The organism is Pseudomonas sp. 31 R 17 (assembly GCF_900004915.1).
In the GTDB taxonomy this organism is placed as follows: domain Bacteria; phylum Pseudomonadota; class Gammaproteobacteria; order Pseudomonadales; family Pseudomonadaceae; genus Aquipseudomonas; species Aquipseudomonas orientalis_A.
Window position 1 is genome coordinate 15,501 of record NZ_CVTN01000074.1, and the last position, 26,262, is coordinate 41,762.

Sequence of the window (26,262 nt, forward strand, 5' to 3'; positions counted from 1 at the left end):
ACGCCGCCCACGTCGAGGTTTTCGGCAATCAGTGCAAGGCGGCCTCTGCGGCCTGGATCGCCGCAAACTCTTCTTCCGGCGTGCCCGCTACCAAGTGATGCCGGCTGTAGAAAGCAAAGTAAGCAATTAATACTCCATAGATGATCGCAGCGCCAATCACCACCCGTGGATCCACCAGAAAGCCCGCCACCACGGCCACGCAGGCCAGTACCAGCGCCACGCCCGAGGTGAAGACGCCGCCCGGCGTGCGGTACGGGCGATCCATTTTGGGGCGACGGATGCGCAGGGTGATGTGGGCGGCCATCATCAACACGTAGGAAATGGTCGCGCCGAACACCGCCACCAGAATCAGCAGATCGCCCTGGCCGGTCAGCGACAGGCCAAAGCCGATAATCCCGGGAATCACCAACGCCAGTACCGGTGCCTTGCTCTTGTTGGTCTCGGACAGTTTGCGCGGCAGGTAGCCAGCACGGGACAGGGCGAATATCTGCCGCGAATAGGCATAGATGATCGAGAAAAAGCTGGCGATCAAGCCGGCCAGGCCCACCAGATTGACGAAGCTGCCCATCCAGGTCGAACCGCCGTAGGCCAATGCCAGGGCTTCCACCAGCGGGTTGCCGGATTTGATCAGCGCGTAAGTGCCCGCACCGCCCGGCGCGATCACCAGAATCAACAGGGCAAAACTGGTCAGCACTACAATCGCGCCGATCAGCCCGCGTGGCAGGTCGCGCTTGGGGTTCTTGGTTTCTTCCGCAGCCAGTGGCACGCCCTCTACCGCGAGGAAAAACCAGATCGCATAGGGGATCGCCGCCCACACGCCAACGTAGCCGAACGGCAGGAAGCTGCTGGCGCCCTTGGCGTCGCTCAGCGGGATATCCAGCAGATTGGCGACGTTGAAGTGCGGCACCATCGATACCAGGAACACACCCAGCGCGATGGCCGCGATGGCGGTAATTACGAACATCAACTTCAACGCTTCACCCACGCCGAAGATGTGGATGCCGATAAAGATGATGTAGAACGCCAAATAGATCATCCAGCCGCCAATACCGAACAGCGACTCGCAATACGCACCGATAAATACCGCGATGGCGGCGGGGGCGATGGCGTATTCGATCAGGATCGCCGTGCCCGTCAGGAATCCGCCCCAGGGGCCGAATGCGCTGCGGGCAAAGCCGTAGCCACCGCCGGCGGTGGGGATCATTGAGGACAGTTCGGCCAGGGAAAAGCACATGCACAGGTACATGGTGGCCATCAGCAGTGTGGCGAGGAACATCCCGCCCCAACCGCCCTGGGCCAGGCCGAAGTTCCAGCCGGCGTAGTCGCCGGAGATGACATAGGCGACGCCGAGGCCAACCAATAACACCCAGCCGGCGGCGCCTTTTTTAAGTTCGCGTTGTTGGAAGTATTGGGAGTCGACTTTTTCGAAGTCGACGGAAGAATTTGTGGGTTCGCTGGGCATGGGAAGTACCTTTCATTCTTATTGTTTTAACTCGGCCTCTGTGTGCCGAATGCGCATCGCAAATACTTATGCAGATCCAAAGTGTGGGAGGGGGCAAGCCCCCTCCCACCTTTGATTGCATTGCAAAGGTGGGAGGGTGTTGTGGGTTAGAAGAAACCCAGCGGATTAATGTCGTAGCTCACCAGCAAGTTTTTGGTCTGCTGGTAGTGATCCAACATCATCTTGTGCGTCTCGCGCCCTACACCGGACTTCTTGTAACCGCCAAACGCGGCATGGGCCGGGTACAGGTGGTAGCAGTTGGTCCACACGCGGCCGGCCTTGATCGCGCGGCCCATGCGGTAGGCGCGGTTGATATCGCGGGTCCACAGGCCGGCGCCCAGGCCGAACTCGGTGTCGTTGGCAATCGCCAGGGCTTCGGCTTCGTCCTTGAAGGTGGTGATGCTCACCACCGGGCCGAAGATTTCTTCCTGGAACACGCGCATTTCATTGGTGCCCTTGAGCAGGGTCGGCTGGATGTAATAGCCGGTGGCCAGGTCACCGCTGAGCTTCTCCACCTTGCCGCCGGTGAGCAGTTGCGCGCCTTCGCCCTTGGCGATTTCCAGGTAGGACAGGATCTTGTCGAACTGCTGCTCGGACGCCTGGGCGCCGACCATGGTGTCGGTGTCCAGCGGGTCGCCCCGTTTGATCGACTCGACTTTCTTCATGACCACTTTCATGAAGTCGTCGTAGATCGACTCATCCACCAGCGCGCGGGACGGGCAGGTGCACACTTCGCCCTGGTTGAAGAACGCCAGCACCAGGCCTTCGGCGGCTTTTTCGATGAATTGCGGCTCGGCTTTCATGATGTCGGCGAAGAAAATGTTCGGCGACTTGCCGCCCAGCTCAACCGTGGACGGAATGATGTTCTCGGCCGCCGCATGCATGATGTGCGAACCCACTGGCGTTGAGCCGGTGAACGCGATCTTGGCGATGCGCTTGCTGGTGGCCAGGGCTTCGCCAGCTTCTTTGCCGAAGCCGTGCACGACGTTGAGTACACCGGGCGGCAGCAGGTCGCCGATCAGTTCCATCAGCACGTTGATGCCCAGCGGCGTTTGCTCGGCCGGCTTGAGCACCACGCAGTTGCCGGCGGCCAGGGCCGGGGCAAGTTTCCAGGCGGCCATCAGCAAGGGGAAGTTCCACGGGATGATCTGGCCGACCACGCCCAGCGGCTCGTGGAAGTGATAGGCAGCGGTGAGTTCGTTGATTTCGGCGCTGCTGCCTTCCTGGGCGCGAATGCAACCGGCGAAGTAGCGGAAGTGGTCGGCGGCCAGCGGGATGTCGGCGTTGAGGGTTTCGCGCACCGCCTTGCCGTTATCCCAGGTTTCGGTGATGGCCAGCAGTTCGAGGTTCTGTTCGATGCGGTCGGCGATTTTCAGCAGTACCAGCGAGCGGTCCTGGGCGCTGGTTTTGCCCCAGGCGTCAGCGGCAGCGTGGGCGGCGTCCAGCGCCTTGTCGATGTCCTTGGCGGTGGAGCGCGGGAACTCGGCGATGGGCTTGCCGTTGACCGGCGAAGTGTTGGTGAAGTAATTGCCATCGACCGGCGCAACAAATTCGCCACCGATGTAGTTGCCGTACTTGGCCTTGAACGAAACGATGGCGCCTTCAGTACCGGGGTGTGCATAACGCATGGTGGGCATCTCCTGCTTTTATGTTTATCGGAGTACAGCGCGGCAAGCGCTTTATAAAGCGTAGAGCAAAGGTCGGGCCACTGGGTGCGGGCCAGCTAAATCAAGGGTTTGGTTTTGTTTACACGGCATGACTGTGGCCGGATCGATACAGGCGGGTGACAGTGTGTGCCATAAACGGTACAGCCAGTGACCGGTGGGTCGGCGCGGGATTGCAATGGCCGGGTGCCTGGGGGATGCTGGGCGTTCTCACGCAGGGAGAATAATAAGAACATGCACAACGATCATTTCAGTCGCCATGCCCAGCAGGTGCTCACCGTCACCCGTGGGCAAGAGCCGCCTCACGGGCCGGGCAGCGACCCGTCCATTGCCCGCTCCTGGTTGCGTTGCCTGGAGGACTACCACCTCGACCCTGCGCTGACCGTCGCCCCCACCGTGCTTGAGCATGACCGCTTGCTGGAAAGCCGCGAACGCCTGCGCCAGGTCTTGCACATTGCCGGCACTGAAATGAACAGCCTGCACCAGCAGCTCTCGGGCGCGGGCCACGCCGTGCTGCTCACCGATGCGCGTGGGGTGATCCTCAACTGCGTCACCGCGCCCTCCGAACGCAGGATTTTCGAGCGCGCCGGGCTGTGGCTGGGCGCTGATTGGAGCGAAGCCTGCGAAGGCACCAATGGCATCGGCACCTGCCTGGTCGAGCGCCAATCCCTGACTATTCACCGTGACGAGCACTTTCGCGGTCGCCATACCGGGCTGACCTGTTCGGCGAGCCCGGTGTTCGACCCCCACGGTGAGTTGCTGGCGGTATTGGACGTGTCGTCGGCCCGCGAAGCCGTGTCGCGCCAGAGTCAGTTCCACACCATGGCGTTGGTCAACCTGTCGGCCAAGATGATTGAAAGCTGCTACTTTTTGCGCCACTTCGAACAGCACTGGTTGTTGCGCTTTCATCTGCAGGCGGAGTCGGTCGGGTTGTTCAGTGAAGGGCTGTTGGCGTTTGATGGCGAAGGGCGCATCTGTGCTCTCAACCAGAGCGCACTGAACCTGTTGGGGCAGTTGCGTGGCGGCTTGTTGGGCCAGCCGGTGGAAGCGGTTTTCGACTGTTCCCTGGATCAGTTGCTGGGGCGCGCCAGCGCCAACCCCACGGCCGGCTGGCCGTTGCGTACCCGCGATGGCCGCCAGTTGTTCGCGGCGTTACGCGGACAGGGGCGCCCGGCCCCGACGCCCAGCGCCAAGCCGACTGTTCCCGGTCGTTCGCGCTTGCCCGGCGTCTGCCTGGATGACCCGGCGCTGCGGCTGGCTTTCAGCCAGTCTGTGCGGGTGTTCGAGCGTGACGTGCCGTTACTGGTCAATGGGGAAACCGGCTCGGGCAAGGAAGCCTTTGCCAAGGCGGTCCATCTGGCCAGCCAGCGTGCCGACAAACCCTTCGTTGCCCTCAACTGCGCCGCTATCCCGGAAAACCTGATCGAGAGCGAATTGTTCGGCTATCGCGGCGGCAGTTTTACCGGCGCGCGCAAGGAGGGCATGCAAGGCAAGCTGCAGCAGGCCGATGGCGGCACGCTGTTTCTTGACGAGATCGGCGACATGCCCCTGGCCTTGCAGACGCGACTGCTCAGGGTGCTGGAAGACCGCCTGGTGGTGCCGATCGGTGGTGAGCCCCGAGCCGTAAATGTCAGAATTATCAGCGCTACCCACCGCAATCTACTGGCCAGGGTAGAGGACGGCGGCTTTCGCGAGGATTTGTACTATCGGCTCAATGGCCTGGAAGTTGCGCTACCGGCGTTGCGTCAGCGCACTGACAAATCACAGCTGCTGGACCTGCTGCTGGCACAGGAGGCCGGTGATCAGGCTGTCTATCTGGAGCCGGCTGCGCGCGACGCGTTGTTGGCGTTTGCCTGGCCGGGCAACGTCCGACAGTTGCGTACGGTATTGCGCACGCTGGTCGCGCTGTGCGAAAACGGGAAGGTCGCTGCGGAAAATTTACCGCCGATGATCCGTCACACACCTACCCATGACGCACCCTCAAGTGTTTCTTCGCTGTCCCCCTTTGAAGAGGCCGAGCGGTCAACCCTGCTGGCCGCGCTGGAGCAACAGCACTGGCATATGAGCCATGCGGCAACGCACTTGGGCGTCAGCCGTAACACGTTGTACCGCAAGTTGCGCAAGTATGAAATTTCACGAGGTTCGGTAGTTTAGCCTACAGTGGTTTTGAAGTTTTACAGGCGCCTTGGTTAATAAGTAAATGGGGGTATGTAAGTTGTTGGGTTCAGCAATATTATGTCGATTTTAAATGTCGCGTATTTTGCATGTTTGTCCCACTCATTGAGTACATTGAAGCTTCGGTTGTTTAGAAGCTTGAGCACTGTATTCAGGGTGGATGATGAGTATTCCAACGACGTATACGTACCCAATAACAGCGTCCTTCAGTTCACTGGCTGAACGAGGCGAAGTCCATACAAATCATAGGGGCGGCGCCGCGATTGATAAAGACTGCCCTGCGACTGAAACAAGTGAAACGCCCTCAACAAGTCGCGCCGAGGCCGATGCCGAGGTCGCCAGTTCATTCGCCTCATTATTGCTCGACGGTAGTTATAGAACGTCAGTTCGGCCACCCGATGTGCAGGTCCCGCCGCACTCGACGGTAGCGCACTGGTATGCCCAACTGGACAGTGCCTTTAAAAGCGAGGGATTTTCAGCCTGGGCTAACAAGCAGGGGCTGGATATGCATGCTCTGACGCTGATCCCTGCGCGCGGGGAAATAAAAGGTTATGTAAACGGTCGGCCAAAAACCTTTTATTTGTCAGACGATTCAGGCTGGTCTGATGTCTCCCGTACGCTCCTGGCCCTGGGCAGGGTATTTGCCCCCGAACACGGTCAAGCGGTGCGATACCCAGGGAGCGGACAGGGCGGCGTGTCGATGTCGCTGGTCGCGCAATTCTACAAGGAGCCTGATCTTTTTGACGGCGGCCAAGCCAGCGTTCGCCGCAAACAGTTCACGGATAATCCCGGCTTCAATCTGGATGAGCGTCACCTGTCGACCCACTCCGACGCGGCGCTGGCGGCGCATCGGCAGGCGCTGGGCGATGAGGCCAATCGGCACAGGCTGATGAGCGCATTGAACGCCTTGGTCGATGAAGTTGAGGGGCGTGTCGATCTGGAGCAGAGCAACGTGCCCATCGATCCTCGCTCTGCATTGTTTGATCGAGAGCCGGGCAAAACGTTGAGCCTTGCCCGGATGCTCAAGCTGGAAGGCTACAAAATGCCCGCGAACAGTGCCCAGGCTCATGCGTTGGCCTCGGCACTGTCCTTTGACCTGGCACACAGGGCGCCGGGCGTGGACTCAGGTGGCGTAAGGCACATCGGGCAGGGGCTGTCGTCTACTTCGCTGCGCAAGATGGGAAAGCTTGTAAAGGCGCAGATCGCGCCAGGTACGGCGAACGTGCCTGGAACGGACAGCCTCTTGAGTCGCCTGGTCAGTCATCTTCCAGCCAACCTCAGAAAGGCCATGGCTGATTATCCGTCAATCGCCCTCGACCAGCTCCTGCGCACACCCGAGGCCCTGCGCCTGGGCAAGTTGATTCGGGAGGTGCTCAAGGTTGTCGACACCCCCACGAGCGCGATTGAAAGTCTTGGCGTGGCCCTGGTCCAGGAACTCGATCCTGGCTTGGGCAAGTCGCGGTTCAACCTGGCGGGCTACAACCTGTATAGCGTTGATAACGCGGGCGCGTCTTCGGCAGAGATCGTCAAGCGCTTTACGGCGCACCTCGCCGGCCGGGTCGGCAACGAGGCCGCCGCTGTCGCCGCACGGGTTTTATTATCGGCGGCAGCCCCTGAGTTTGTGGTGAAAGACATCCCGCCCAATTTGCTCTACGGCTCCCACACCTGGGCGAATTTTTGTATAGAGGTGGCGCGCATAGAGCAGCAAGTGCCTGGCGCGACCGCAAACATGACCTTCAGCCAGGTGATGGCTTTCGGTAATACGCCGCCGGTGTCCACCGAGGATGAGGATCAACTGAAGTTCGCCGCACGCGATTCGATCATTGCCTGGGGCATTGCCAACCGTGTTATCGACACCAGCCCGACGCACACTTATTCGGATGCGCAGGCCGAGCAGGCGCAACAGGCACTCAACAAGCAGCAAAAAGAACTTCGCTGGGCGAGTAATGCCATGAAAACGCCGCCGACGACACGACGGGAATTGGCGCTGGCAGAGTTGAAACGGGTATTTCCGGACGTGGACCCGACGCTCGAGGTGATGCAGCAGGCCTCCGTGAAGCATAAGCCGATATCGTTGTTGGATATTTATATGACGGGGCCCATTCAACCGGACTATTGGATATCCAGGGATGAGCAGCGTTTTCCCTATGAGCGTTTGAAGTCGCGTCTGTCTGAATTGACCCCTGACATCAATAAAGTGTTTAAAGCGAAATTTCAGGAGTATCGCAAGGTCCAGGAAAGTGCCTGGGCTATCCAGTTCAAATATCAGCTGTCACTGCTGCCCATGGCGGACAGGGTGCGTATCAGCCAATCGGACGTCAGTTTTTTTGAGGTGTCCCGCGCCTATACCAAGAGCGGGCCTTGTACCTCCGGGTTGTTCACCCCCAGGGAATGCCTGCCTCCAACGCCCACGGTGCAGGAGCTTGAAGCGCTCAAGGGCAGGCACGGCTTGCTGATGAAAGTGGTGGAGCCTGACGGCACTGTCAGCGCCTACAGTTACTTTCCCGCCGAAGGCAAGATCGTCAAGGAAGACGGCTTTCCGGGCGGGCGGATCGACCTGGATGATCGCTCCTATTTTGGAGGGGGGAACGAAGGTTACATTCCGGGTTTGCCGCATACCTACAAGCAATATGGGCTAACGGATAAAACGCGCGATCCGCCTGCACCGGATGGGAAAAACCAGGGTGACTACTTTTCTGATAAATCGGCTGCACTCGCGCACCTGGCGGGTGGTTATTTCACCAAGGATTATGGTGGCCTGCAGAAGGAGGCGGCGGGCGTCACCGAGATTGAAAAAGGGCGTGCTTACGACGAAGAACTGAAGGGTTTTTTTCTGAGCCTCGTGCCTTTTTACGACGGTGTTCAAGACGCTATCAACGGTGATGTAGGCGGGGCGATATTCAATCTCGGGTTCGACATTCTCGGCTTTGTCATTCCTGGTGCGAATGCCGCGCGCAAAGCCGCCAAGGCGGGCAGAGGTGTTCTGAATACAATTAAAAGCGCTGTCGTGGCGGGTGTGGGTGCGTCCGTAGGCTATGCCGACTCAGTCGATATTGCGAAGAACTTAAATAAAGGCGCACGCGCCGGTTATAAGGATACGAAGTACCTGGTTGAAAAAGGTCATGATGTGTTGTCACGTTTGAGAGGCCATTACGGAAGTTATGATGTCACTAAACTCTATAAGGAGGGCGATGTTGTAAAAGGGTTTTTTCACGCAGCTGAGGACAATGTATGGCGACCTGCCGTGGCCGTCTTCAAGAAAGGCGCCTGGTATGCCTATAACGTTGTCACTAAAACGCCGTTCGGTGTTCAGTTGGCACAATTTGGCGCGGTGAGTGCATTGCAACGCTGATACACGGATGTGTTCAGATAGTCAGGGTTTCCATTATTTAATATTCATTCGACAGGGACCGTGAATGGTTTGTATCCCAACTAAGGTGAATGACGATGAAACGTTCAACAACAATAACAACGGCGTTACTTCCTGTCCGCACTTCGATTGTATTCAAAGGGCGTATCAATCATAAAAAATCGTATCGAACGATAAAGTGTTCAAAAGTAGGTGAGGTCATTGGCGGCATTCTGAGGGGCGCTTCCAGAGAGAGTATGCCGAGCCCGACACGGGTTGACGCGCCCAACCTCGCAGGCACCACACGCAGTGGCGTGGAGACAGGCCACCAAAAGTTCGATCAAGGCTTTGTGGACGCCAAAGTGAACGGGTTCGACGGCCCAGGGCACGCCAGTGGCACCCGGCAGGCGGGAGACGCCGCCTCAGGCGCCGGGCAAACGCCCGAAATGGCCGCGTATGTCGAAAAACAGCGAAAAGCCTGGCAAGCCTCCAGGGATGCGCACATCCGCGACCAACTGTTCGGCCAGCCCAGTTCGGGCCGTGTCAATGGGCAGGATGTCGAGCCTTTTTCTGCGCGAACCCTTGAAGAGAATGCCAAGACGGCGGTCAAGGCCATAGAGACTGCGCTGCCGCCGACCAACAGGACCCTGCTCAAGACCGCAGCGATCACGACGGCGATCAGCGTACCTGTGACGTCGATCGGCATGGTCGTTGTCGGGAGTGTCAACGAAGCGCTCAAGCCACTGATCAATCCGGCGCCTGCACCCGTGACACCGGAAAGCATCGAAGAAGGGCGACTCGTCGAGTATGCGCAGAACGCAACTTTTCTGTTGGTCAACACCTTGTCGACACTGCGTGGAGAGCAGCCTGTCGGGCCTAACCTGCAATGGGTGATGCAAACCAGGGACGAGCGCCTCGACTCGCTTGAGGCCATGATTGGCTATGTCGAGAGGGAGCTGGGCAAAGAGGCCAAGGTACGGAGAATTGATTTTCAACCGGCGTCCACGGGGCCTGAAAAAGATGACATCAAGGCGCGTGTGATCGATTTGGAGAGCCGCATGGCAGCGCTTTCTGCCTTGCTGGGGGCCATGAGCATTACCCCCACGCCTCAGTCCAACACGCCGGTTTCGCCGATAGGAAACGGTTTGCAGCGGTTGCTGACCATCCAATAGCCCTGGATGGCCGGCGCCACGTCAACCCAGCCTGCGCGCCCGTCGTATCCCCGCGACGGGCGTTTCGCCCTCAGCTAAAGCGTGCGAACTTTCCCACCCTACGCTAACCTGCCTCGATGTTTACGAGGTCAACTATGCACATTCATATTCTGGGTATCTGCGGCACGTTCATGGGTTCGATGGCGGTTCTGGCCAAAGAGCTGGGCCATCACGTCACTGGCTCCGATGCCAATGTTTATCCACCGATGAGCACGCAGTTGCAGGCGCAAGGGATTGAACTGACCCAGGGTTACGACCCTTCGCAGTTCGACCCGGTGCCGGATCTGGTGGTGATTGGCAATGCCATGTCGCGCGGCAACCCGGCGGTCGAATACGTGCTGAATAAAGGCTTGCCTTATGTTTCAGGCCCCCAGTGGCTGGCCGATCACGTGCTGCAGGGCCGCTGGGTACTGGCCGTCGCCGGCACCCACGGCAAGACCACCACCAGCAGCATGCTGGCCTGGGTGCTGGAGCACGCGGGCATGAGCCCGGGCTTTCTGATCGGCGGCGTTCCGCAGAATTTCTCGGTGTCGGCGCGCCTGGGCGACACACCGTTTTTCGTGATTGAGGCCGATGAATACGACAGCGCCTTTTTCGACAAGCGCTCCAAGTTCGTCCACTACCGTCCACGCACGGCGATCCTGAACAACCTGGAGTTCGATCACGCGGACATCTTCCCCGATCTGCCGGCCATTGAGCGGCAATTCCATCATCTGGTGCGCACCATTCCCAGCGAAGGCCTGGTGATCCATCCGACCACGGAGCCGGCGTTGCAGCGTGTGATCGACATGGGCTGCTGGACCCCGGTGCAAACCACTGGCGTCGGCGGGCAATGGCAGGTCAAGTTGCTCAGTGACGACGGTTCGCGATTTGAAGTGCTGTTCGAAGGCGTGGACCAAGGCATCGTCGACTGGGGCATGACCGGTCAGCATAACGTCGCCAATGCCCTGGTAACCCTGGCGGCTGCGCGGCATGTGGGCGTGACGCCGGCCGTGGGTATCGAAGCATTGAGCGCATTCAAAAGCGTGAAGCGCCGCATGGAAAAGGTCGCCGACGTGAACGGGATTACCATCTACGACGACTTTGCCCACCACCCCACGGCGATTGCCACCACCCTGGATGGCCTGCGCAAACGCGTCGGTGATGCGCAAATCATTGCCGTCGTCGAGCCGCGCTCCAATTCTATGAAGCTGGGGGCGCACCGCGATGGCCTGCCCGAAAGCGTGAATGATGCCGACCAAGTGATGTGGTACGCGCCCGCCAACCTCGGCTGGGACCTGCCCGCTATCGCCGCACTGTGCACCGTGCCTTCGAAGGTATGCGACTCGCTGGAGGGCATCATCGAGCACGTCAAACACGTGGCCAGGCCGGGCACCCACGTGGTGATCATGAGCAATGGCGGCTTCGGTGGCCTGCACGGCAAGCTGGCTGAGGCGCTCCAGTGAGCGGCCCGGAACGTATCACCCTGGCGATGACCGGTGCGTCCGGCGCGCCGTATGGGCTGCGCCTGCTCGATTGCCTGGTGCGTGAAGACCGTGAAGTGCACTTTCTGATCTCCAAGGCGGCGCAGTTGGTGCTGGCGACCGAGACCGACGTGGAGTTGCCGGCCAAAGTGCAGATGATGCAAGCCTTCCTCACCGAATACACCGGTGCGGCGGCGGGGCAGATCAAGGTGTACGGCAAAGAGGACTGGATGTCACCGGTCGCTTCCGGCTCCGGTGCGCCGGCGGCGATGGTGGTGGTGCCATGCTCCACCGGCACCCTGTCGGCGATTGCCACCGGCGCGTGCAACAACTTGATCGAGCGCGCGGCGGACGTCACCTTGAAAGAGCGGCGCCAGTTGATCCTGGTGCCACGCGAGGCGCCTTATTCCAGCATTCACCTGGAGCACATGCTCAAGTTGTCGAACATGGGCGTGACCATTTTGCCCGCATCGCCAGGCTTCTATCACCAGCCGCAGACCATTGATGATCTGGTGGACTTTGTGGTGGCGCGTATTCTCAACCTGCTCAATATCCCCCAGGACATGCTGCCGCGTTGGGGCGAGCATCACTTGAGTGGCGATGAATAAGGCACTGTGGGTTGTGCTGGTGCTGCAGCTGACCGGCTGCGCCACCGCACGCACGCTGGATGCGGCGCAACCGGGCGCGCCAGTGGTGTACGCCGGGACCCGGCTGGATATGTACGCGATCAACGGCGGCTGCTGCGCCAGGGACAGGTTTGGCGCCGAGGCCCCCACCTATCCCCATATCGACCTGCCCGCCAGTGCGTTGCTCGATACGCTGCTGTTGCCACTGTCGTTGTTGACCGTGCTGGGCGTCGGCTTCAACGCCACCGGCGGCCTGTAACGCAATTCTCAACAACACCATAAAACCCATGTGGGAGGGGCGGTGCGACGATTCGACTTGCCTCCGATGGCGGCCTCAGGGCCGACCAGGATGTTGGATCAGATCGAGTACATATCCGTTTCTGCGGTAACGGCTGCTAATGGTTCCGCTTTTACAGCGGCTCACTTTTGAAAAGCGCAAAAGTAAGCAAAACGCTCTTGCCCCACCACTTGGCACCTCGCTTAGGCTCGGTGTGCCCGATCGAAGGCTTGAATCCGTGGGCCGCCGCCACGCGCCATCCATGGCGCGGGGCGGCTAACCCGGCGTCCTGCCGGGTTGCCCACGGATTCAAGCCTGCGTTCGGCCAGCGTGGTTTAACGGGGCGCCTAAGATCAAGATCAAAAGCCAGATCAACGGCGACTCGCTGCGCATCGTGGTTACGGTTGGGCGCTGCTGAGTTGTGTAGATACCTATGCCCCGATGGCGGTAGTCCAGTCAATATCTTCAGCGACTGACACTCCGCTATCGGGGGCAGGCCCCCTCCCACATTGGGTTCCGTGTTCGTCTTTATTTATTTACCGAGCTTGCGCAGCTCGTCCGACTCTACCACCCGCACGCCATCCTGTTCTTCCAGCGCCAGGCGCCACAGCGCGCGGGCCAGCTCGCACACTTCGATGCCGTGGTACTTGCCCGGAATCAACCGAGACAACGGCCCGGCCAGTTGTTCGGCCAGGCGCGGTTCGAGTCGTTCGCCCAACAACAACGATGGCCGCGCGATGGTCAGTTGCGGCCAATCCTGGGCTCGCAATGCCTGTTCCATTTCGCCTTTGACCCGGTTGTAGAACACCGAGGATTTCGGGTCGGCGCCAATCGCGCTGATCACGATCAGGTGCCGTGCGCCCAGTTCCCGAGCGCGCTTGGCGAAGGCCACCACCATATCCAGGTCGACCGCACGAAACGCCGCTTCGGAGCCGGCCTTCTTGATCGTGGTACCCAAACAGCAGAAGGCGATATCCACCCGGCCGCTCAGTTGAGGCAGGAACACTGCAGGGTCGCCTACCGGGTTTTCCAGGCGTGGGTGTTCAGCCAGTGGTTTACGGCTGGGTGCCAGTACGCGGGTGACGGTGGGTTCGTTGAGCAGGCGGTCCAGCAAGTGTTCGCCGGTGAGGCCGGAAGCACCGGCCAGTAAGATATGCTGCGGTGTCAGGTACATGGTGTTTCCCCCTTGTTACACGTTACAGCTTAGTTGCCTTTGGCTTCCTTGCTATTCATTGAGACGCTTTCCAGCGCCTTTCGTGCCTGCTGTTTACGTAATAGTTGCCAGTGGGCGATCACGCCCTTGGGGGCCCAGATCTGCGGTTCGGAGGCTTCGAAGTTGTCCGCCTGTTCGCGTTCGGCCACGTGCAGTTGTGCCAGTTTGAAGGCCTGTTGCAAATCGTCCGTTTGGTTGAAAGCCTGTGCGAAAAGGGCATCACCGAAGTAGGTAAAGTCCGCTTCTTCCGAGCAGCCGAACGACACGCGATCCGCGCGTGAGGCGGTCATGATCAGCGTGCGCTCATCTTTCAATGCCGGGATGAAGCCGCCGGAGTAGCAGGCGGAAATCACGATGATCTTGTCGCGGTTTTTCAGTGGCGCGAGCACCGCGGCCAGTTCATCGGCCGGCAGGTCGGCCAGTTCCATGCGCGGCTGGTCAAGCACCAGTTCGTGTTCGTGGGTGCCGTGGCTGGTCATGTAGATGAACACCAGGTCTTCCGGCCCGCTTCGCTCGGCCAGGGTTTGCACGGCCCGGCGAAGGTTTTCGCGGGTGGCCATGGGCCGGTCGGCAATATGGTCGCGGTGGTTGACCAGGCGAATCTGCCCATGGGCACCGAAGCGGGTGGCGAGCATGTTGCTGACGTAATCGGCTTCGCGCAGGAACACGCTTTGCTTACCGTCGCCGGCCAGCGCCAGGGTGTACAGCTCGACGGCAGGCGTGGACGCGGGGACGGCGGCGAGCGCGTCCGCGAGCAAATGGCCCTGGGCCAATACGCCGATTTCCAGTGGGTCGGGCAGCAGCTTGCCCTCGGCGTCGCGCACGCGCATGCCGTTGACCCAGGTGCCGGCCTGTACCGTACCGTCAGTCAGCACCAGCGTGCCGCGACCCTGGTAGCTGTCGCTGTCGAAGCCGCCGATATAGAAGCTGCCATCGGTAAGGTTCAGGCGACCTTCGCCGCTGAAGCGCCAGTCGCTGAACTGACCGACGTAATGGCTGCCATCGACGCCGATCAGTTCGCCTTTGCCGCTCAGGGCACCTTCCTTGAACTGGCCGATCCAGACGTCGCCGTCGGCGTTTTCATAGCGTCCCTTGCCGTTGAGCTGATTCTGTTGGAACTGGCCGACGTAGATATCCCCATCCGCGCTGTTGAACGTGCCGTTGCCTTCCAGCTGTCCATCGACGAAGTGGCCGCTGAACTGATTGCCGCTGTCGTCGTTGCGCTGGCCTTCGCCGTTGGGTTTGCCGTGGGCGAATTGGCCCTGGTATTGGCTGCCGTCGGCCAGCTCCAGGCGCCCGAGGCCGGAATACTGGTCGTCCTTGAATTCGCCGCGATAGGTCATCTGCCCCTCTTTGAGGGTGCCTTCGCCGTTGCGTCGACCATTCTTGAAACCGCCCACGTAACTGCTGCCCGCCGTGGTCAGGCTGCCCTGGCCATCGAACAGGCCTTGCTTGAATTGACCTTTGTAGACTTCGCCGTTGCTGCCATGCCATTCGCCCTGACCATGCCACTGGCCCTTATCGAACTCGCCGGCGTACCAACTGCCGTTGGGGTAGTCGACGCGCCCCTGGCCTTGCAGCAAGCCGTCGACCACATCGCCCCGGTAGCGGCCGCCATCGGGCAGGCGCGCATCGGGCGGCAACAGCGATTCGCCATCTCCGCAAGCGGTGAGCAACAGGGCAAGGGCAAGGGGGGCGAGTGGGCGCATAGCGGGATCCGGATAATTGAGCGCCGAGTATGCCGCAGCTGCGCGTTTCATACATAAATTTACATACACTGTGGCAAGGTTTGTTGCCTCGCCACAGGCAACGTCCTACACGAAACAGAGTGACAATGACTCAGCGATGTAAGCCGGTTTTTCCTGACCTTCGATTTCCAGGGTGGCGGTGGCCTTAAATAGCCATTGGCCAGGTTTTTTCTCGTGGACGTCGGTGAGGGTGACGTTCAGGCGCACCCTGGAGTCGACCTTCACCGGCTGTATGAAGCGCACGCTGTCCAGGCCGTAGTTGATGGCCATCTTCAGGCCCTCGGGCATGATCAGGATGTCTTCCATCAGCTTGGGCATCAGCGACAGCGACAGGAACCCATGGGCGATGGTGCTGCCGAACGGGGTTTGCGCGGCCTTGGCCGGGTCGACGTGGATAAACTGATGATCGCCGGTGGCCTCTGCGAACAGGTTGATGCGCGCCTGGTCGATGGTGAGCCATTCGGAACGTCCCAGTTCCTTGCCGACATAATCGTTGAGCTGCGCTACGGGTACATAGGGCATTGCGTTTCTCCTGGGTTCATCATTTTTATCCCCGCTGACGAGGGGTTTTTTATGGGATACAGAGAACCAATGTAGATCATCATGGGCAATCGCCCCGGTCAACCCAACATGCTTTTGGCGAATGCCAGTGCATAGGGCGGGCGTGCTTATAATGCGCACGAACTTTGAGGGGGCAGAGAGGATGCTGTTACGTGGCTTGACCTGGCTGGTGCTGTTTCAAATGATCGGCACTGCGCTCAACCATCTGCTGTTGCCGGTATTGCCGGGGCCGATCATCGGCCTGCTGCTGATGCTCGGCTTCCTGATCTGGCGCGGCGAAGTCAGCGAGCCGCTGAGCCTGGCGGCCGGCAGCCTGCTGCGCTATTTGCCGTTGCTGCTGGTGCCGCCGGCCGTGGGCGTGATGGTGTATGCCAGGGACATCGTTGCCGACTTCTGGGCCATCGTCGGCGCGCTGGTGCTGTCGCTGGTCATCGCGATGGCGGTTGTCGGCGTGCTGATGGAACGGTTGGTCCGGCGCAAGGAGAAGGAACAATGATGTTTGACTGGCAGGGCGCCTGGACGGCCGCCATTCATCACCCCTTGTTCGGTATCGGCATTACCCTGGGCGCTTATCAACTGGTACTGGCGGCTTTCGAGAAAACCCGCTGGATCTTCCTGCAGCCGGTGCTGGTCTCCATGTTGCTGGTGATTGGCGTGTTGCTGATCTGCGGCCTGGACTACACCGAATACCGCAAGAGCACCGAGATCATGGGCATTCTGCTGGGGCCGGCGACGGTGGCCCTGGCGGTGCCGCTTTATTTGAACCTGCGACGGATTCGCCAATTGTTCTGGCCGATTTTTACTACGCTGGTGATAGGCGGCGTGTTGGCCACCGGCCTGTGCGTGTGGTTGGGCTGGTGGTTCGGTGCCGAGCACAGGGTACTGATGACCATGGCGCCCAAGTCGGTGACGTCGCCGATTGCGATGCTGGTGGCCGAGCAGATCGGCGGGGTGGCGGCATTGGCTGCGGTGTTCGTGCTGATCACCGGGGTGGCCGGCGCGATGATCGGCCCGGCGTTCCTGTCGCGCCTGGGTGTCTACAGCCCCGAGGCGCGCGGCATGGCCCTGGGCATGACGGCCCACGCGGTCGGCACCTCGGTGGCCCTGCAGGAAAGCGAAGAATGCGGCGCCTTTGCGGCGCTGGCCATGAGTTTGATGGGCGTGGCCACGGCAGTGTTCCTGCCGCTGGCCGTGTCTGTGATCGTTTAAACCGGGTTTAAGGAAACCTTTATGAGTCTGGCGCTGTTTCCCCTCAACACCGTGCTGTTCCCTGGGTGCACCCTCGATTTGCAACTGTTCGAGGCGCGTTACCTGGACATGATCAGTCGCTGCATGAAAAAGGGCGAAAGCTTCGGTGTGGTGTGCATCCTCGATGGCAAGGAAGTCGGCCTCGCCCCGGATGGCTATGCGCTGATCGGCTGTGAAGCGCTGATCCGCGACTTTAAACAACAGGATAATGGCCTGCTGGGGATTCGCGTCGAGGGCGGGCGGCGTTTTCGCGTGCGCGATGCCGAGGTCCAGAAGGACCAGTTGCTGGTGGCCCAGGTGCAATGGCTGGAGGAACTGCCGGACCAGCCGCTGGAAGAAGAGGACGCCGACCTGCTGGCGCTGCTGCAGGCATTGGCCGAGCACCCGATGGTCGCTTCGCTGGATATGGACGCCCATGCCGAGGGCCAGCAGGCCCTGAGTCATCAGCTGGCGTACCTGCTGCCGTTCACCGAGGCGGATAAAGTCGACCTGTTGCAACTCGACGATCCGCAGCAGCGGCTGGATGCGATCCAGATGTTGCTGGATGAATTGCAGGGTGAATTGTTCCCCTGAGATTCGGAATGCTCTGACGCGGGTATCAGACTTTGTTTGGTCGTTTCCAGGGACGTGGACTGCACTATTTTCCGATCACACCCCAATGATCGGAGATCACCATGATTCAGCTGACACCCTCGGAACAAGTGGCCTGGGACGCGTATTTTGTCAGCGTCACCACTCAGTTACTCCAGCACGATCCCACGCGCGGCGCGCAATACATCGCCGAGCGCGCCGCCGACCTTGCCGATGAAATGCTGCTGGAACGACGCGAGCGGTGTGTTGAACGGCGCAGCGCGTCGGTGGACTGGATCGGCCCGGCCAAGGGTCAGTAGGCGTACCTGAGCAACGCGTGGGACGTGCCGGTAAAGGCGATAAAACCGAGCACCGCCACGATCACCGGCAATACCAGCCACCAGGCTTTTTGCGTCATCGGCGGCAACGGGCTGCGGTATTGAATGAGGGTGAGGCTCAATGCGCACACGCTCATCGCCAGGAGCGTGCCGGCCAGGATATCCGTGGGCCAGTGAGCGCCCAGGTACACCCGCGATAACGCAATGAATGCCGCAGGTATGCAGCCCAGCAGCAGCCAGGTCAGGCGCAGTCGCGTGGGTTGGCCTCGGCCGGCCAGTACCGCCAGGGCCAGGAAGAACGCAAACGCGCCGGAGGCATGGCCGCTGGGCATGCTGAAACTGGTGAGCGGGTCGGTCAGGATTTCCGGGCGGCCGCGGGCGAAGAAGAGCTTGGTGCCGGTATTGATCACGGCGGCGCCCGCCAGCGTGGCGCCGACGAATATGGCATGACGCCACTGTCGCGCCAGCAACAACAGGCCGGTAAACACCGCGCTGGCGACGAACATTTTCTTGAATTCGCCCAGCTGGGTGATCCGTACCATCACCTCGTCGAGCCACGGGCTGCGATGTTCCTGCACCAGTGCGCTCAGGCCCTGGTCGAAATCGTTGAGATGCGGGTAGCCGATAAACAGTGCCACCAGCAACGTCAGGCTGGCGCAGCCGATCCACAGGGTGGCGCGACGATGGCCGCGCAGGCTGCTGTTCAAGCTCAGCCCCAGCAGTGCCGCCAGGCAGGCCGCGACAATCGCCGCTTCCGGCCAGAAACCTTCGGGCAGGGGCAAGCGGAACGCCGCACCGGCAGCCCAGCCCGGCAACAGATACGCCACTGACCAGCCTGCCGCCGCGATAACGCTGACGATCGCAAAGCGCGGGAACGGCATGTCGCACATACCGGCGACCATCGGCAGCATGGGCCGCAACGGCCCGATGAAACGCCCGACCAGCAGGCTGGCGATGCCATATTTATGAAAGTAGGTTTCCGCACCGTTCATCCACTCGGGATGATGGCGCAGGCCGGGCAGGCGCCGGATATTCTGGTGGAAATGCCGGCCCAGGTAGTAGGACACCCCGTCGCCCAGTAAGCCGCCGAGGAAGCCCAGCAACAGGGTCTCACTCAACGACAACGCGCCGCTGCCGGCCAACGCGGCGATGGCAAACAGCAGCACCGTGCCCGGCACGATCAGCCCGGCGATGGCCAGGCATTCCACGCACGCGACGATAAACACCGCCACTGCAAGCCATTGTGGGTTAAGGGTCAGCCAGCCGGTGATGCTATCGAGCCATTGGCCCATACAATCCACTCCATCAAGTGTGGGAGGGGGCGCTTGCCCCCGATGGCAATGTGTCAGGGAAACATTCATCCACTGTTACACCGCCATCGGGGGCAAGCCCCTTCCCACATTAAAATCTCTGTGCGACAGGTATCGATTCCAGCCGGTTCAGTCTGTTCAAATCAAAAAATAATCGCGGCCTTCGACCTGCCCGCGCCGCAGCGGGTTCTGTGTGCAATAAGGCGCATAGCCAGCATCGACGAAGCGGTACATCAGGTGCTCATCGCGCCCGCTGGGAATGCCCAGCCGTGTGGTCTGGATAATCTGCGTGGGCACCTGGCCCACGTCCTCGACATACAACAGTTCCTGATCGAAGCGCTTGGCATCCCACATCGGCACCTTCAGGCCGAGTGCCTTGCACAGCAGCGTCTGGCCCGCACAGAGTTTCTGCGAAGGACGCGGGCTGCCGTCGGGGTTGGGGTTGTTCAACAGCATGTGCGCCAGGCTCGCCGGCCCGGACCTCTCATCGACCCAGGGATAGGCCGATTTGATCAGCACGGCATTGCCCGGGCCATGGGCGCTGAAGTTCAGCGAATCGCCGCCACGGGCGTAATACATGTAGATATGCCCACCATCCAGAAACAAAGCCTTACGTTTTTCTGTGTAACCGAGTGAGGCGTGACTGCCTTTTTCGGCCACGTAATAGGCTTCGGTTTCGATAATCCGCGCTGAAAGCCAGGTTTGGCCGACACGATGACGAATGACTTTGCCGAGCAGTTCTTGCGCAAGCAACTGGGCGTCGCGGTCGAAGAAGCTGTCGGGGAGGGCGCTGGCGGGGCGTTCGGGCGTGATGGTGGGCATGACGTTCAGGGTTATTACGGCTAAATGTGACGGAATCATAACAACTCTCACCTTAATTACCGCTGAACCCCAGGTTTTTACAGTTCATTTCGACCATCCGCCCCTCACCGCTGTCAGTCAGGCGGCGTCACAGCTATAATCTGCCGCTTTCCTCTTTGCCAAGACTTCCTGACCCATGACTGAGTCCGTTCTTGACTACATGACCCGCCTGGGTCGCGCTGCCCGTCAGGCCTCGCGGTTGATCGCCCGTGCGAGCACCGCGCAGAAGAACCGTGCCCTGCTGGCCGCCGCCGATGCTCTGGATGCTGCGCGCTCCGAGTTGGCCGCCGCCAACGAACAGGACCTGGCCAACGGCCGCGCCAATGGCCTGGAGCCGGCCCTGCTGGACCGCCTGGCACTGACCCCGGCGCGTATCGACGACATGATCGAAGGCTTGCGTCAGGTGGCCAAGTTGCCTGACCCCATCGGTGAAATTCGCGATATGCGTTACCTGCCGTCCGGCATCCAGGTCGGCAAGATGCGCGTGCCCCTGGGCGTGATCGGCATCATCTACGAGTCGCGTCCGAACGTGACCATCGACGCCGCGAGCCTGTGCCTGAAGTCAGGCAACGCCACCATCCTGCGTGGCGGTTCCGAGGCGATCCATTCCAACCGCGCCATCGCCGCCTGCATCCAGCAGGGCCTGGCCGTGGCCGAGTTGCCCGCCGAAGTGGTGCAAGTGGTGGAAACCACTGACCGCGCCGCCGTTGGCGCGCTGATCACCATGCCGGAATTCGTCGACGTGATCGTGCCACGCGGTGGCAAGGGCCTGATCGAGCGCGTCAGCCGCGACGCCAAGGTGCCGGTGATCAAGCACCTGGACGGCGTGTGCCACGTGTATATCGACATCGCCGCCGACCTCGACAAGGCGATCCGCATCGCCGACAACGCCAAGACCCACCGCTACGCGCCGTGCAACACCATGGAAACCCTGTTGGTGCACGCCGGCATTGCCGGGCGCGTGCTGCCGCCGCTGGCGGCCATCTACCGCGACAAGGCTGTGGAATTGCGCGGTTGCGAACGTACCCGTGCGCTGCTGGGCGCGGACGTGATCGAGGCCACCGAGCAGGACTGGTACACCGAATACACCGCGCCGATCCTGTCGATCCGCATTGTCGACGACCTGGACCAGGCCATCGAACACATCAACACCTACGGCTCCAAGCACACCGACGCCATCGTCTCCGAGCATTTCAGCGATGCCCGGCGTTTCCTCAATGAAGTGGATTCCGCTTCAGTGATGATCAATGCCTCGACGCGCTTTGCCGATGGTTTCGAGTACGGCCTGGGGGCGGAAATCGGCATTTCCACCGACAAGCTCCACGCACGCGGCCCGGTCGGCCTGGAAGGCCTGACCAGCGAGAAGTACGTGGTGTTCGGCGACGGTCATGTGCGCACTTGATGGCTAAACGCATCGGGCTGCTCGGCGGTACTTTCGACCCCGTGCACATCGGCCATTTGCGCAGTGCCCTGGAAGTCGCGGATGCCCTGGCGCTGGATGAGGTGCGCCTGATGCCCAATTTCCGGCCGCCTCACCGCGATACGCCGCAGGTGTCCGCGCAGCAGCGCCTGGAAATGGTGCGCGTTGCGGTGGAGGGCATAGCACCGCTGGTGATGGACGATCGCGAGCTCAAGCGCGATAAACCGTCCTACACTGTCGACACCCTGGAACTGATGCGCGCCGAGTTGGCCGCCGATGACCAGGTGTTTCTGCTTTTGGGCTGGGACGCATTTTGCGGCCTGCCCTCTTGGCACCGCTGGGAGGAACTCCTCCAGCATTGCCACATCCTGGTTCTGCAACGCCCGGATGCCGACAGCGAACCGCCGGATGCCTTGCGCAACCTGCTGGCCGCGCGGTCGGTAAGTGACCCCTTGGCCCTGACCGGGCCGAACGGGAATATTGCATTCGTCTGGCAGACCCCGCTTGCGGTGTCCGCCACCCAGATCCGTCAACTGCTGGCCAGCGGTAAGTCGGTACGTTTCCTGGTGCCTGACGCGGTCCTGGCCTACATCGATGCGCACGGGCTTTACCGTGCGTCGAACTGAAAAGGCGCGCTTGAACGCACGAAAAAACGTGCAGCGAGCGCCCGAACATACGAGCAAAACGAGTTTTATATGACGAACAAAGACGTAAGCAAAGTTAAGCGCAAAGGCACCTTCAAAAGCGCACCGCTGCCGGTAGAAGCCCACGTTGGCCCGGAACTGGCCGGTGAAGAACTGGTAAAAGTCGCCGTGGCTGCCCTGGAAGACGTGAAAGCCCAGGACATCCAGGTGCTGGACGTACGCGACAAGCAGAGCATCACCGACTTCATGATCATCGCCACCGGTACCTCCAACCGCCAGATCGGCGCGATGCTGGACAAGGTTCGCGAAGCCGTCAAAGCCCAGGGCGTAAAGCCCCTGGGTGAAGAAGGCAAGGGCGACAGCGACTGGGTGCTGCTGGACATGGACGACGTGATCGTGCACATGATGACCTCCAACGCCCGTCAGTTCTATGACCTGGAACGTCTGTGGAAAGGCGCCGAGCAGAGCCGTGCCGCCGATGGCAAGCACCACAGCCCGGAAGTGGGCCACGCGCACTTCGACAAGCTCAACAAAGACCAGGAATAAGGAACGGCTGTGCGCCTGCGTCTGATCGCTGTCGGTTCACGCATGCCCAAGTGGGTGGAAGAGGGCTGGCACGAGTATGCCAAGCGTCTGCCTGCCGAGCTGTCGCTTGAACTGGTGGAAATACCGCTCAACACCCGGGGCAAGAACGCCGACGTGGCGCGCTTTATCCGTCAGGAAGGCGAAGCCATGTTGGCCAAGGTCGGCCCCAACGAGCGCATCGTCACCCTCGAAGTGCACGGCAAGCCCTGGAGCACCGAGCAGTTGGCGGTGGAACTGGACCGCTGGCGCCTGGACTCGCGCACCGTCAACTTCATGGTCGGCGGCCCCGAAGGGCTGGCGCCGGAAGTCTGTGCGCGGGCCGATCAGCGCTGGTCGCTGTCGGCACTCACGTTGCCGCACCCGTTGGTAAGGATTCTGATCGGTGAACAGCTGTATCGCGCCTGGACAGTTCTGTCCGGGCACCCTTATCACAAATAATCTGCGCCATAGCCGATGACCCAGCCGATCCGCATCAAGGACCACGAGAAGGACGCACGTCTTGTACGCGCGCGCGTGGTGTTTGGCGCGATCATGGTGGTGGCATTGATTGGTGTGCTGATCGCCCGCCTGTATTACCTGCAGGTGATCCAGTACGAGTATCACTCCACCTTGTCGGAAAACAATCGGGTGCATGTGCAGCCGATCCCGCCGACCCGTGGGCTGATTTTCGACCGCAATGGCGTGGTAGTGGCGGATAACCGGCCCAGTTTCAGCCTGAGCATGACCCGCGAGCGCTCCGGCGACTGGCAGCAAGTGCTCGATGTGATTGTCGAAGTGCTGCAGCTGACGCCGGAAGACCGGGTCATTTTCGAGAAGCGCATGAAGCAGGGGCGCCGGCCGTTCGAGCCGGTGCCGATCCTGTTCGAGTTGAACGAAGAACAGATCGCGCGGATCGCAGTGAACCAGTTCCGCCTGCCGGGCGTGGAAGTGGTGGCGCAGTTGGTGCGGCATTACCCGCAGGGGCCGCACTTTGCCCACTCGGTCGGCTATATGGGGCGCATCAACGAGAAAGAGCTGAAAAGCCTCGATCCGGTCAATTACAGCGGCACCCATCACATCGGCAAAACCGGCATCGAGCGTTTCTACGAACCCGAACTGCACGGTCAGGTGGGTTACGAAGAAGTCGAGACCAACGCCCGTGGCCGCGTGTTGCGCGTGCTCAAGCGCACCGACCCCTTGCCGGGCAAGGACATCGTGCTGAGCCTGGACATCAAGCTGCAGGAAGCCGCCGAAATGGCGCTGGGCGGTCGTCGCGGCGCGGTGGTTGCGCTGGACCCGAAGACCGGCGAAGTCCTGGCCATGGTCAGCCAGCCAAGTTTCGACCCCAACCTGTTCGTGACCGGCATCAGCTTCAAGGCCTACGCCGAGTTGCGCGACTCCATCGACCGGCCGCTGTTCAACCGGGTGCTGCGCGGCCTGTATCCGCCGGGGTCGACCATCAAGCCGGCGGTGGCGATTGCCGGTCTGGATTCCGGGGTGGTCACCGCCTCGAGCCGGGTCTATGACCCGGGCTATTACATGCTGCCCAACTACGATCACAAATACCGTAACTGGAACCGTTCCGGTGATGGCTATGTCGACCTGGACACCGCCATCATGCGCTCCAACGACACCTATTTTTATGACCTGGCCCACAAGCTGGGGATCGATCGCCTGGCGGCCTACATGGGCAAGTTCGGCCTCGGCCAGAAGGTTTCCCTGGACATGTTCGAAGAGTCTCCCGGCCTGATGCCCTCGCGCGAATGGAAGCGGGCGACGCGTCGCCAGGCATGGTTCCCCGGCGAAACCCTGATCCTCGGCATCGGCCAGGGCTACATGCAGGCCACTCCGCTGCAACTGGCCCAGGCAACTGCGCTGGTGGCGAACAAGGGCGTGTGGAACCGGCCGCACCTGGCCAGGACCATCGAGGGCGAGAAGCCGGTGGATGAGAACCCGATCCCCGACATCGTGCTGCGCGACCCTTCCGACTGGGCCAAGGTCAATCACGGCATGCAGCAGGTGATGCACGGCGCTCGCGGCACCGCACGCAAGGCGGCGCTCGGCGCGCAATACCGCATCGCCGGCAAGAGCGGGACCGCTCAGGTGGTCGCGATCAAACAGGGTGAAAAATATGACCGCTCCAAGGTGCAGGAGCGCCACCGCGACCACGCCTTGTTTGTCGGCTTTGCCCCTGCCGATGACCCGAAAATCGTGGTGGCGGTGATGGTGGAGAACGGCGAGTCCGGCTCCGGTGTGGCCGCGCCTGTGGTGCGCCAGATCATGGACGCCTGGCTGCTGGCCCCCGACGGCAAGCTCAAGCCCGAATATGGCGGCCCCCCTTCCAGCCCCGAGGTTACGGCCCGTGAAGAGTAATTTTGACCGCATCCTCTCCAGTGAGGATGTGATGCGTCGCCGTGCGACGTTGCTGCAACGCATGCACATTGATGGCCCGTTGCTGGTGCTGCTGCTGATACTGGCGGCCGGCAGCCTGTTCGTGCTGTATTCGGCCAGCGGCAAGAACTGGGACCTGCTGATCAAGCAAGCGTCGTCGTTCGGCCTGGGCCTGTTGTCGATGGTGGTGATCGCCCAGCTCGAGCCGCGCTTCATGGCGCGCTGGGTGCCGCTGGGTTATGTCGCCGGGGTGTTGCTGCTGGTGGTGGTGGACGTGATGGGCCACAACGCCATGGGCGCGACGCGCTGGATCAACATCCCGGGGGTGATTCGCTTCCAGCCGTCGGAATTCATGAAGATCCTGATGCCGGCCACCATCGCCTGGTACCTGTCCAAGCGTACCTTGCCGCCCCAGCTCAAGCATGTGGGGATCAGCCTGATCCTGATCGGCGTGCCGTTCATTCTGATCGTGCGCCAGCCCGACCTCGGTACCTCATTGCTGATCCTGGCGGGGGGCGCGTTCGTACTGTTCATGGGCGGCCTGCGCTGGCGCTGGATTCTCAGCGTGCTGGCCGCTGCCGTGCCGGTGGCGGTGGCCATGTGGTTCTTCTTTATGCACGACTACCAGAAGCAGCGGATCCTGACGTTCCTCGACCCCGAAAGCGACCCGCTGGGTACCGGCTGGAACATCATCCAGTCAAAGGCCGCCATCGGCTCCGGCGGCGTGTTCGGCAAGGGCTGGCTGCTGGGGACCCAATCGCACCTGGACTTTTTGCCCGAAAGCCACACCGACTTCATTATCGCGGTGATGGGCGAAGAGTTCGGCCTGGTAGGCATCTGCGCGCTGCTGCTGATCTATTTGCTGTTGATCGGGCGCGGGCTGGTGATTACCGCGCAGGCGCAGACGCTGTTCGGCAAGTTGCTGGCCGGCAGTCTGACCATGACGTTTTTTGTTTACGTTTTCGTCAACATCGGTATGGTCAGTGGCCTGCTGCCGGTGGTTGGGGTGCCGTTGCCATTCATTAGCTACGGCGGAACTTCGCTGGTGACATTGCTGTCAGCGTTTGGGGTTTTGATGTCGATTCATACGCATCGCAAATGGATCGCTCAGGTTTGAATAAGGTGAAG

Annotated in this window: 23 protein-coding genes; 16 read left to right on the forward strand and 7 right to left on the reverse strand. The window is 60.9% G+C overall.

Features of this window, described 5'->3' with window-relative positions; translation table 11 throughout:
• Positions 1-28: 28 nt before the first annotated feature.
• On the reverse strand, positions 29-1,462 hold the full coding sequence (gene eat / locus BFP89_RS18295) for an ethanolamine permease (RefSeq protein ID WP_065886821.1): 1,434 nt from the start codon (positions 1,460-1,462) through the stop codon (positions 29-31).
• A gap of 146 nt (positions 1,463-1,608) precedes the next feature.
• Complete coding sequence (locus BFP89_RS18300; RefSeq protein WP_065886822.1) at positions 1,609-3,129, reverse strand: acetaldehyde dehydrogenase ExaC; 1,521 nt, start codon at positions 3,127-3,129, stop codon at positions 1,609-1,611.
• Between the two features lie 270 nt (positions 3,130-3,399).
• Between BFP89_RS18300 and BFP89_RS18305 the strand changes: the two genes are divergently transcribed.
• The 6 genes from BFP89_RS18305 to BFP89_RS18330 all read left to right on the forward strand — a co-directional run bounded on the left by BFP89_RS18305 (position 3,400) and on the right by BFP89_RS18330 (position 12,248).
• On the forward strand, positions 3,400-5,319 hold the full coding sequence (locus BFP89_RS18305; RefSeq protein ID WP_065886823.1) for a sigma-54-dependent Fis family transcriptional regulator: 1,920 nt from the start codon (positions 3,400-3,402) through the stop codon (positions 5,317-5,319).
• Positions 5,320-5,845: 526 nt separating this feature from the next.
• A complete protein-coding gene (locus tag BFP89_RS18310) occupies positions 5,846-8,692 on the forward strand; it encodes a hypothetical protein (protein ID WP_141689107.1) in 2,847 nt (948 codons plus the stop codon).
• Between the two features lie 95 nt (positions 8,693-8,787).
• On the forward strand, positions 8,788-9,861 hold the full coding sequence (locus tag BFP89_RS18315) for a hypothetical protein (protein ID WP_141689108.1): 1,074 nt from the start codon (positions 8,788-8,790) through the stop codon (positions 9,859-9,861).
• A 134-nt stretch (positions 9,862-9,995) separates the two neighbouring features.
• Positions 9,996-11,345 (forward strand): UDP-N-acetylmuramate:L-alanyl-gamma-D-glutamyl-meso-diaminopimelate ligase, encoded by a 1,350-nt coding sequence (gene mpl / locus BFP89_RS18320; protein ID WP_065886826.1) that lies wholly within the window; start codon positions 9,996-9,998, stop codon positions 11,343-11,345.
• Positions 11,342-11,971, forward strand: coding sequence for a flavin prenyltransferase UbiX (ubiX, locus tag BFP89_RS18325; protein ID WP_083208103.1), 630 nt, complete (start codon positions 11,342-11,344; stop codon positions 11,969-11,971). Before mpl ends, ubiX begins: the two co-directional genes overlap by 4 nt.
• On the forward strand, positions 11,964-12,248 hold the full coding sequence (locus tag BFP89_RS18330) for a YceK/YidQ family lipoprotein (protein ID WP_065886827.1): 285 nt from the start codon (positions 11,964-11,966) through the stop codon (positions 12,246-12,248). The genes ubiX and BFP89_RS18330 overlap by 8 nt, the downstream gene beginning before the upstream one ends.
• Before the next feature lie 550 nt (positions 12,249-12,798).
• Here the strand turns inward: BFP89_RS18330 and BFP89_RS18335 are convergent.
• The 3 genes from BFP89_RS18335 to BFP89_RS18345 form a co-directional block, all read right to left on the reverse strand.
• Positions 12,799-13,440, reverse strand: a complete 642-nt coding sequence (locus tag BFP89_RS18335; RefSeq protein ID WP_065886828.1) for an oxidoreductase — start codon at positions 13,438-13,440, stop codon at positions 12,799-12,801.
• Positions 13,441-13,469: 29 nt separating this feature from the next.
• Entirely contained in the window at positions 13,470-15,188 is a 1,719-nt protein-coding gene (locus BFP89_RS18340) for a C13 family peptidase (RefSeq protein WP_065886829.1), read from the reverse strand.
• 105 nt (positions 15,189-15,293) lie between these two features.
• Positions 15,294-15,749: a MaoC family dehydratase gene (locus BFP89_RS18345; RefSeq protein WP_065886830.1), complete on the reverse strand. Its 456-nt coding sequence runs from the start codon at positions 15,747-15,749 to the stop codon at positions 15,294-15,296.
• 181 nt (positions 15,750-15,930) lie between these two features.
• Here BFP89_RS18345 and BFP89_RS18350 point away from each other — a divergent pair, with 181 nt between their 5' ends.
• From BFP89_RS18350 to BFP89_RS18365, 4 genes are all read left to right on the forward strand, one after another.
• Positions 15,931-16,284, forward strand: coding sequence for a CidA/LrgA family protein (locus BFP89_RS18350; RefSeq protein ID WP_065886831.1), 354 nt, complete (start codon positions 15,931-15,933; stop codon positions 16,282-16,284).
• Positions 16,281-16,997 carry an LrgB family protein gene (locus BFP89_RS18355; protein WP_065886832.1) on the forward strand — a complete coding sequence of 239 codons (717 nt, stop codon included), beginning with the start codon at positions 16,281-16,283 and terminating at the stop codon, positions 16,995-16,997. Before BFP89_RS18350 ends, BFP89_RS18355 begins: the two co-directional genes overlap by 4 nt.
• A gap of 21 nt (positions 16,998-17,018) precedes the next feature.
• Entirely contained in the window at positions 17,019-17,609 is a 591-nt protein-coding gene (locus BFP89_RS18360; protein WP_065886833.1) for an LON peptidase substrate-binding domain-containing protein, read from the forward strand.
• A 101-nt stretch (positions 17,610-17,710) separates the two neighbouring features.
• Positions 17,711-17,926, forward strand: a complete 216-nt coding sequence (locus tag BFP89_RS18365; protein WP_065886834.1) for a hypothetical protein — start codon at positions 17,711-17,713, stop codon at positions 17,924-17,926.
• On the opposite strand, the gene BFP89_RS18370 is transcribed toward BFP89_RS18365, so the two are convergent.
• Positions 17,920-19,236, reverse strand: a complete 1,317-nt coding sequence (locus BFP89_RS18370; RefSeq protein WP_065886835.1) for a bifunctional DedA family/phosphatase PAP2 family protein — start codon at positions 19,234-19,236, stop codon at positions 17,920-17,922. The two genes, BFP89_RS18365 and BFP89_RS18370, sit on opposite strands and share 7 nt — an antisense overlap.
• Positions 19,237-19,392: 156 nt before the next feature.
• Entirely contained in the window at positions 19,393-20,076 is a 684-nt protein-coding gene (locus BFP89_RS18375) for a DNA-3-methyladenine glycosylase (RefSeq protein ID WP_065886836.1), read from the reverse strand.
• 175 nt (positions 20,077-20,251) lie between these two features.
• Between BFP89_RS18375 and BFP89_RS18380 the strand changes: the two genes are divergently transcribed.
• From BFP89_RS18380 to rodA, 6 genes are all read left to right on the forward strand, one after another.
• Positions 20,252-21,517: a glutamate-5-semialdehyde dehydrogenase gene (locus BFP89_RS18380; protein WP_065886837.1), complete on the forward strand. Its 1,266-nt coding sequence runs from the start codon at positions 20,252-20,254 to the stop codon at positions 21,515-21,517.
• On the forward strand, positions 21,517-22,161 hold the full coding sequence (gene nadD / locus BFP89_RS18385; protein ID WP_065886838.1) for a nicotinate-nucleotide adenylyltransferase: 645 nt from the start codon (positions 21,517-21,519) through the stop codon (positions 22,159-22,161). Before BFP89_RS18380 ends, nadD begins: the two co-directional genes overlap by 1 nt.
• Before the next feature lie 69 nt (positions 22,162-22,230).
• Positions 22,231-22,725 carry a ribosome silencing factor gene (gene rsfS / locus BFP89_RS18390; protein WP_003176298.1) on the forward strand — a complete coding sequence of 165 codons (495 nt, stop codon included), beginning with the start codon at positions 22,231-22,233 and terminating at the stop codon, positions 22,723-22,725.
• A 9-nt stretch (positions 22,726-22,734) separates the two neighbouring features.
• Complete coding sequence (rlmH, locus tag BFP89_RS18395) at positions 22,735-23,202, forward strand: 23S rRNA (pseudouridine(1915)-N(3))-methyltransferase RlmH (protein ID WP_003176297.1); 468 nt, start codon at positions 22,735-22,737, stop codon at positions 23,200-23,202.
• Positions 23,203-23,217: 15 nt separating this feature from the next.
• Entirely contained in the window at positions 23,218-25,116 is a 1,899-nt protein-coding gene (gene mrdA, locus BFP89_RS18400; RefSeq protein ID WP_065886839.1) for a penicillin-binding protein 2, read from the forward strand.
• Positions 25,117-25,147: 31 nt separating this feature from the next.
• Positions 25,148-26,251, forward strand: a complete 1,104-nt coding sequence (gene rodA / locus BFP89_RS18405) for a rod shape-determining protein RodA (RefSeq protein ID WP_057724897.1) — start codon at positions 25,148-25,150, stop codon at positions 26,249-26,251.
• The last annotated feature ends 11 nt before the right edge of the window (positions 26,252-26,262 follow it).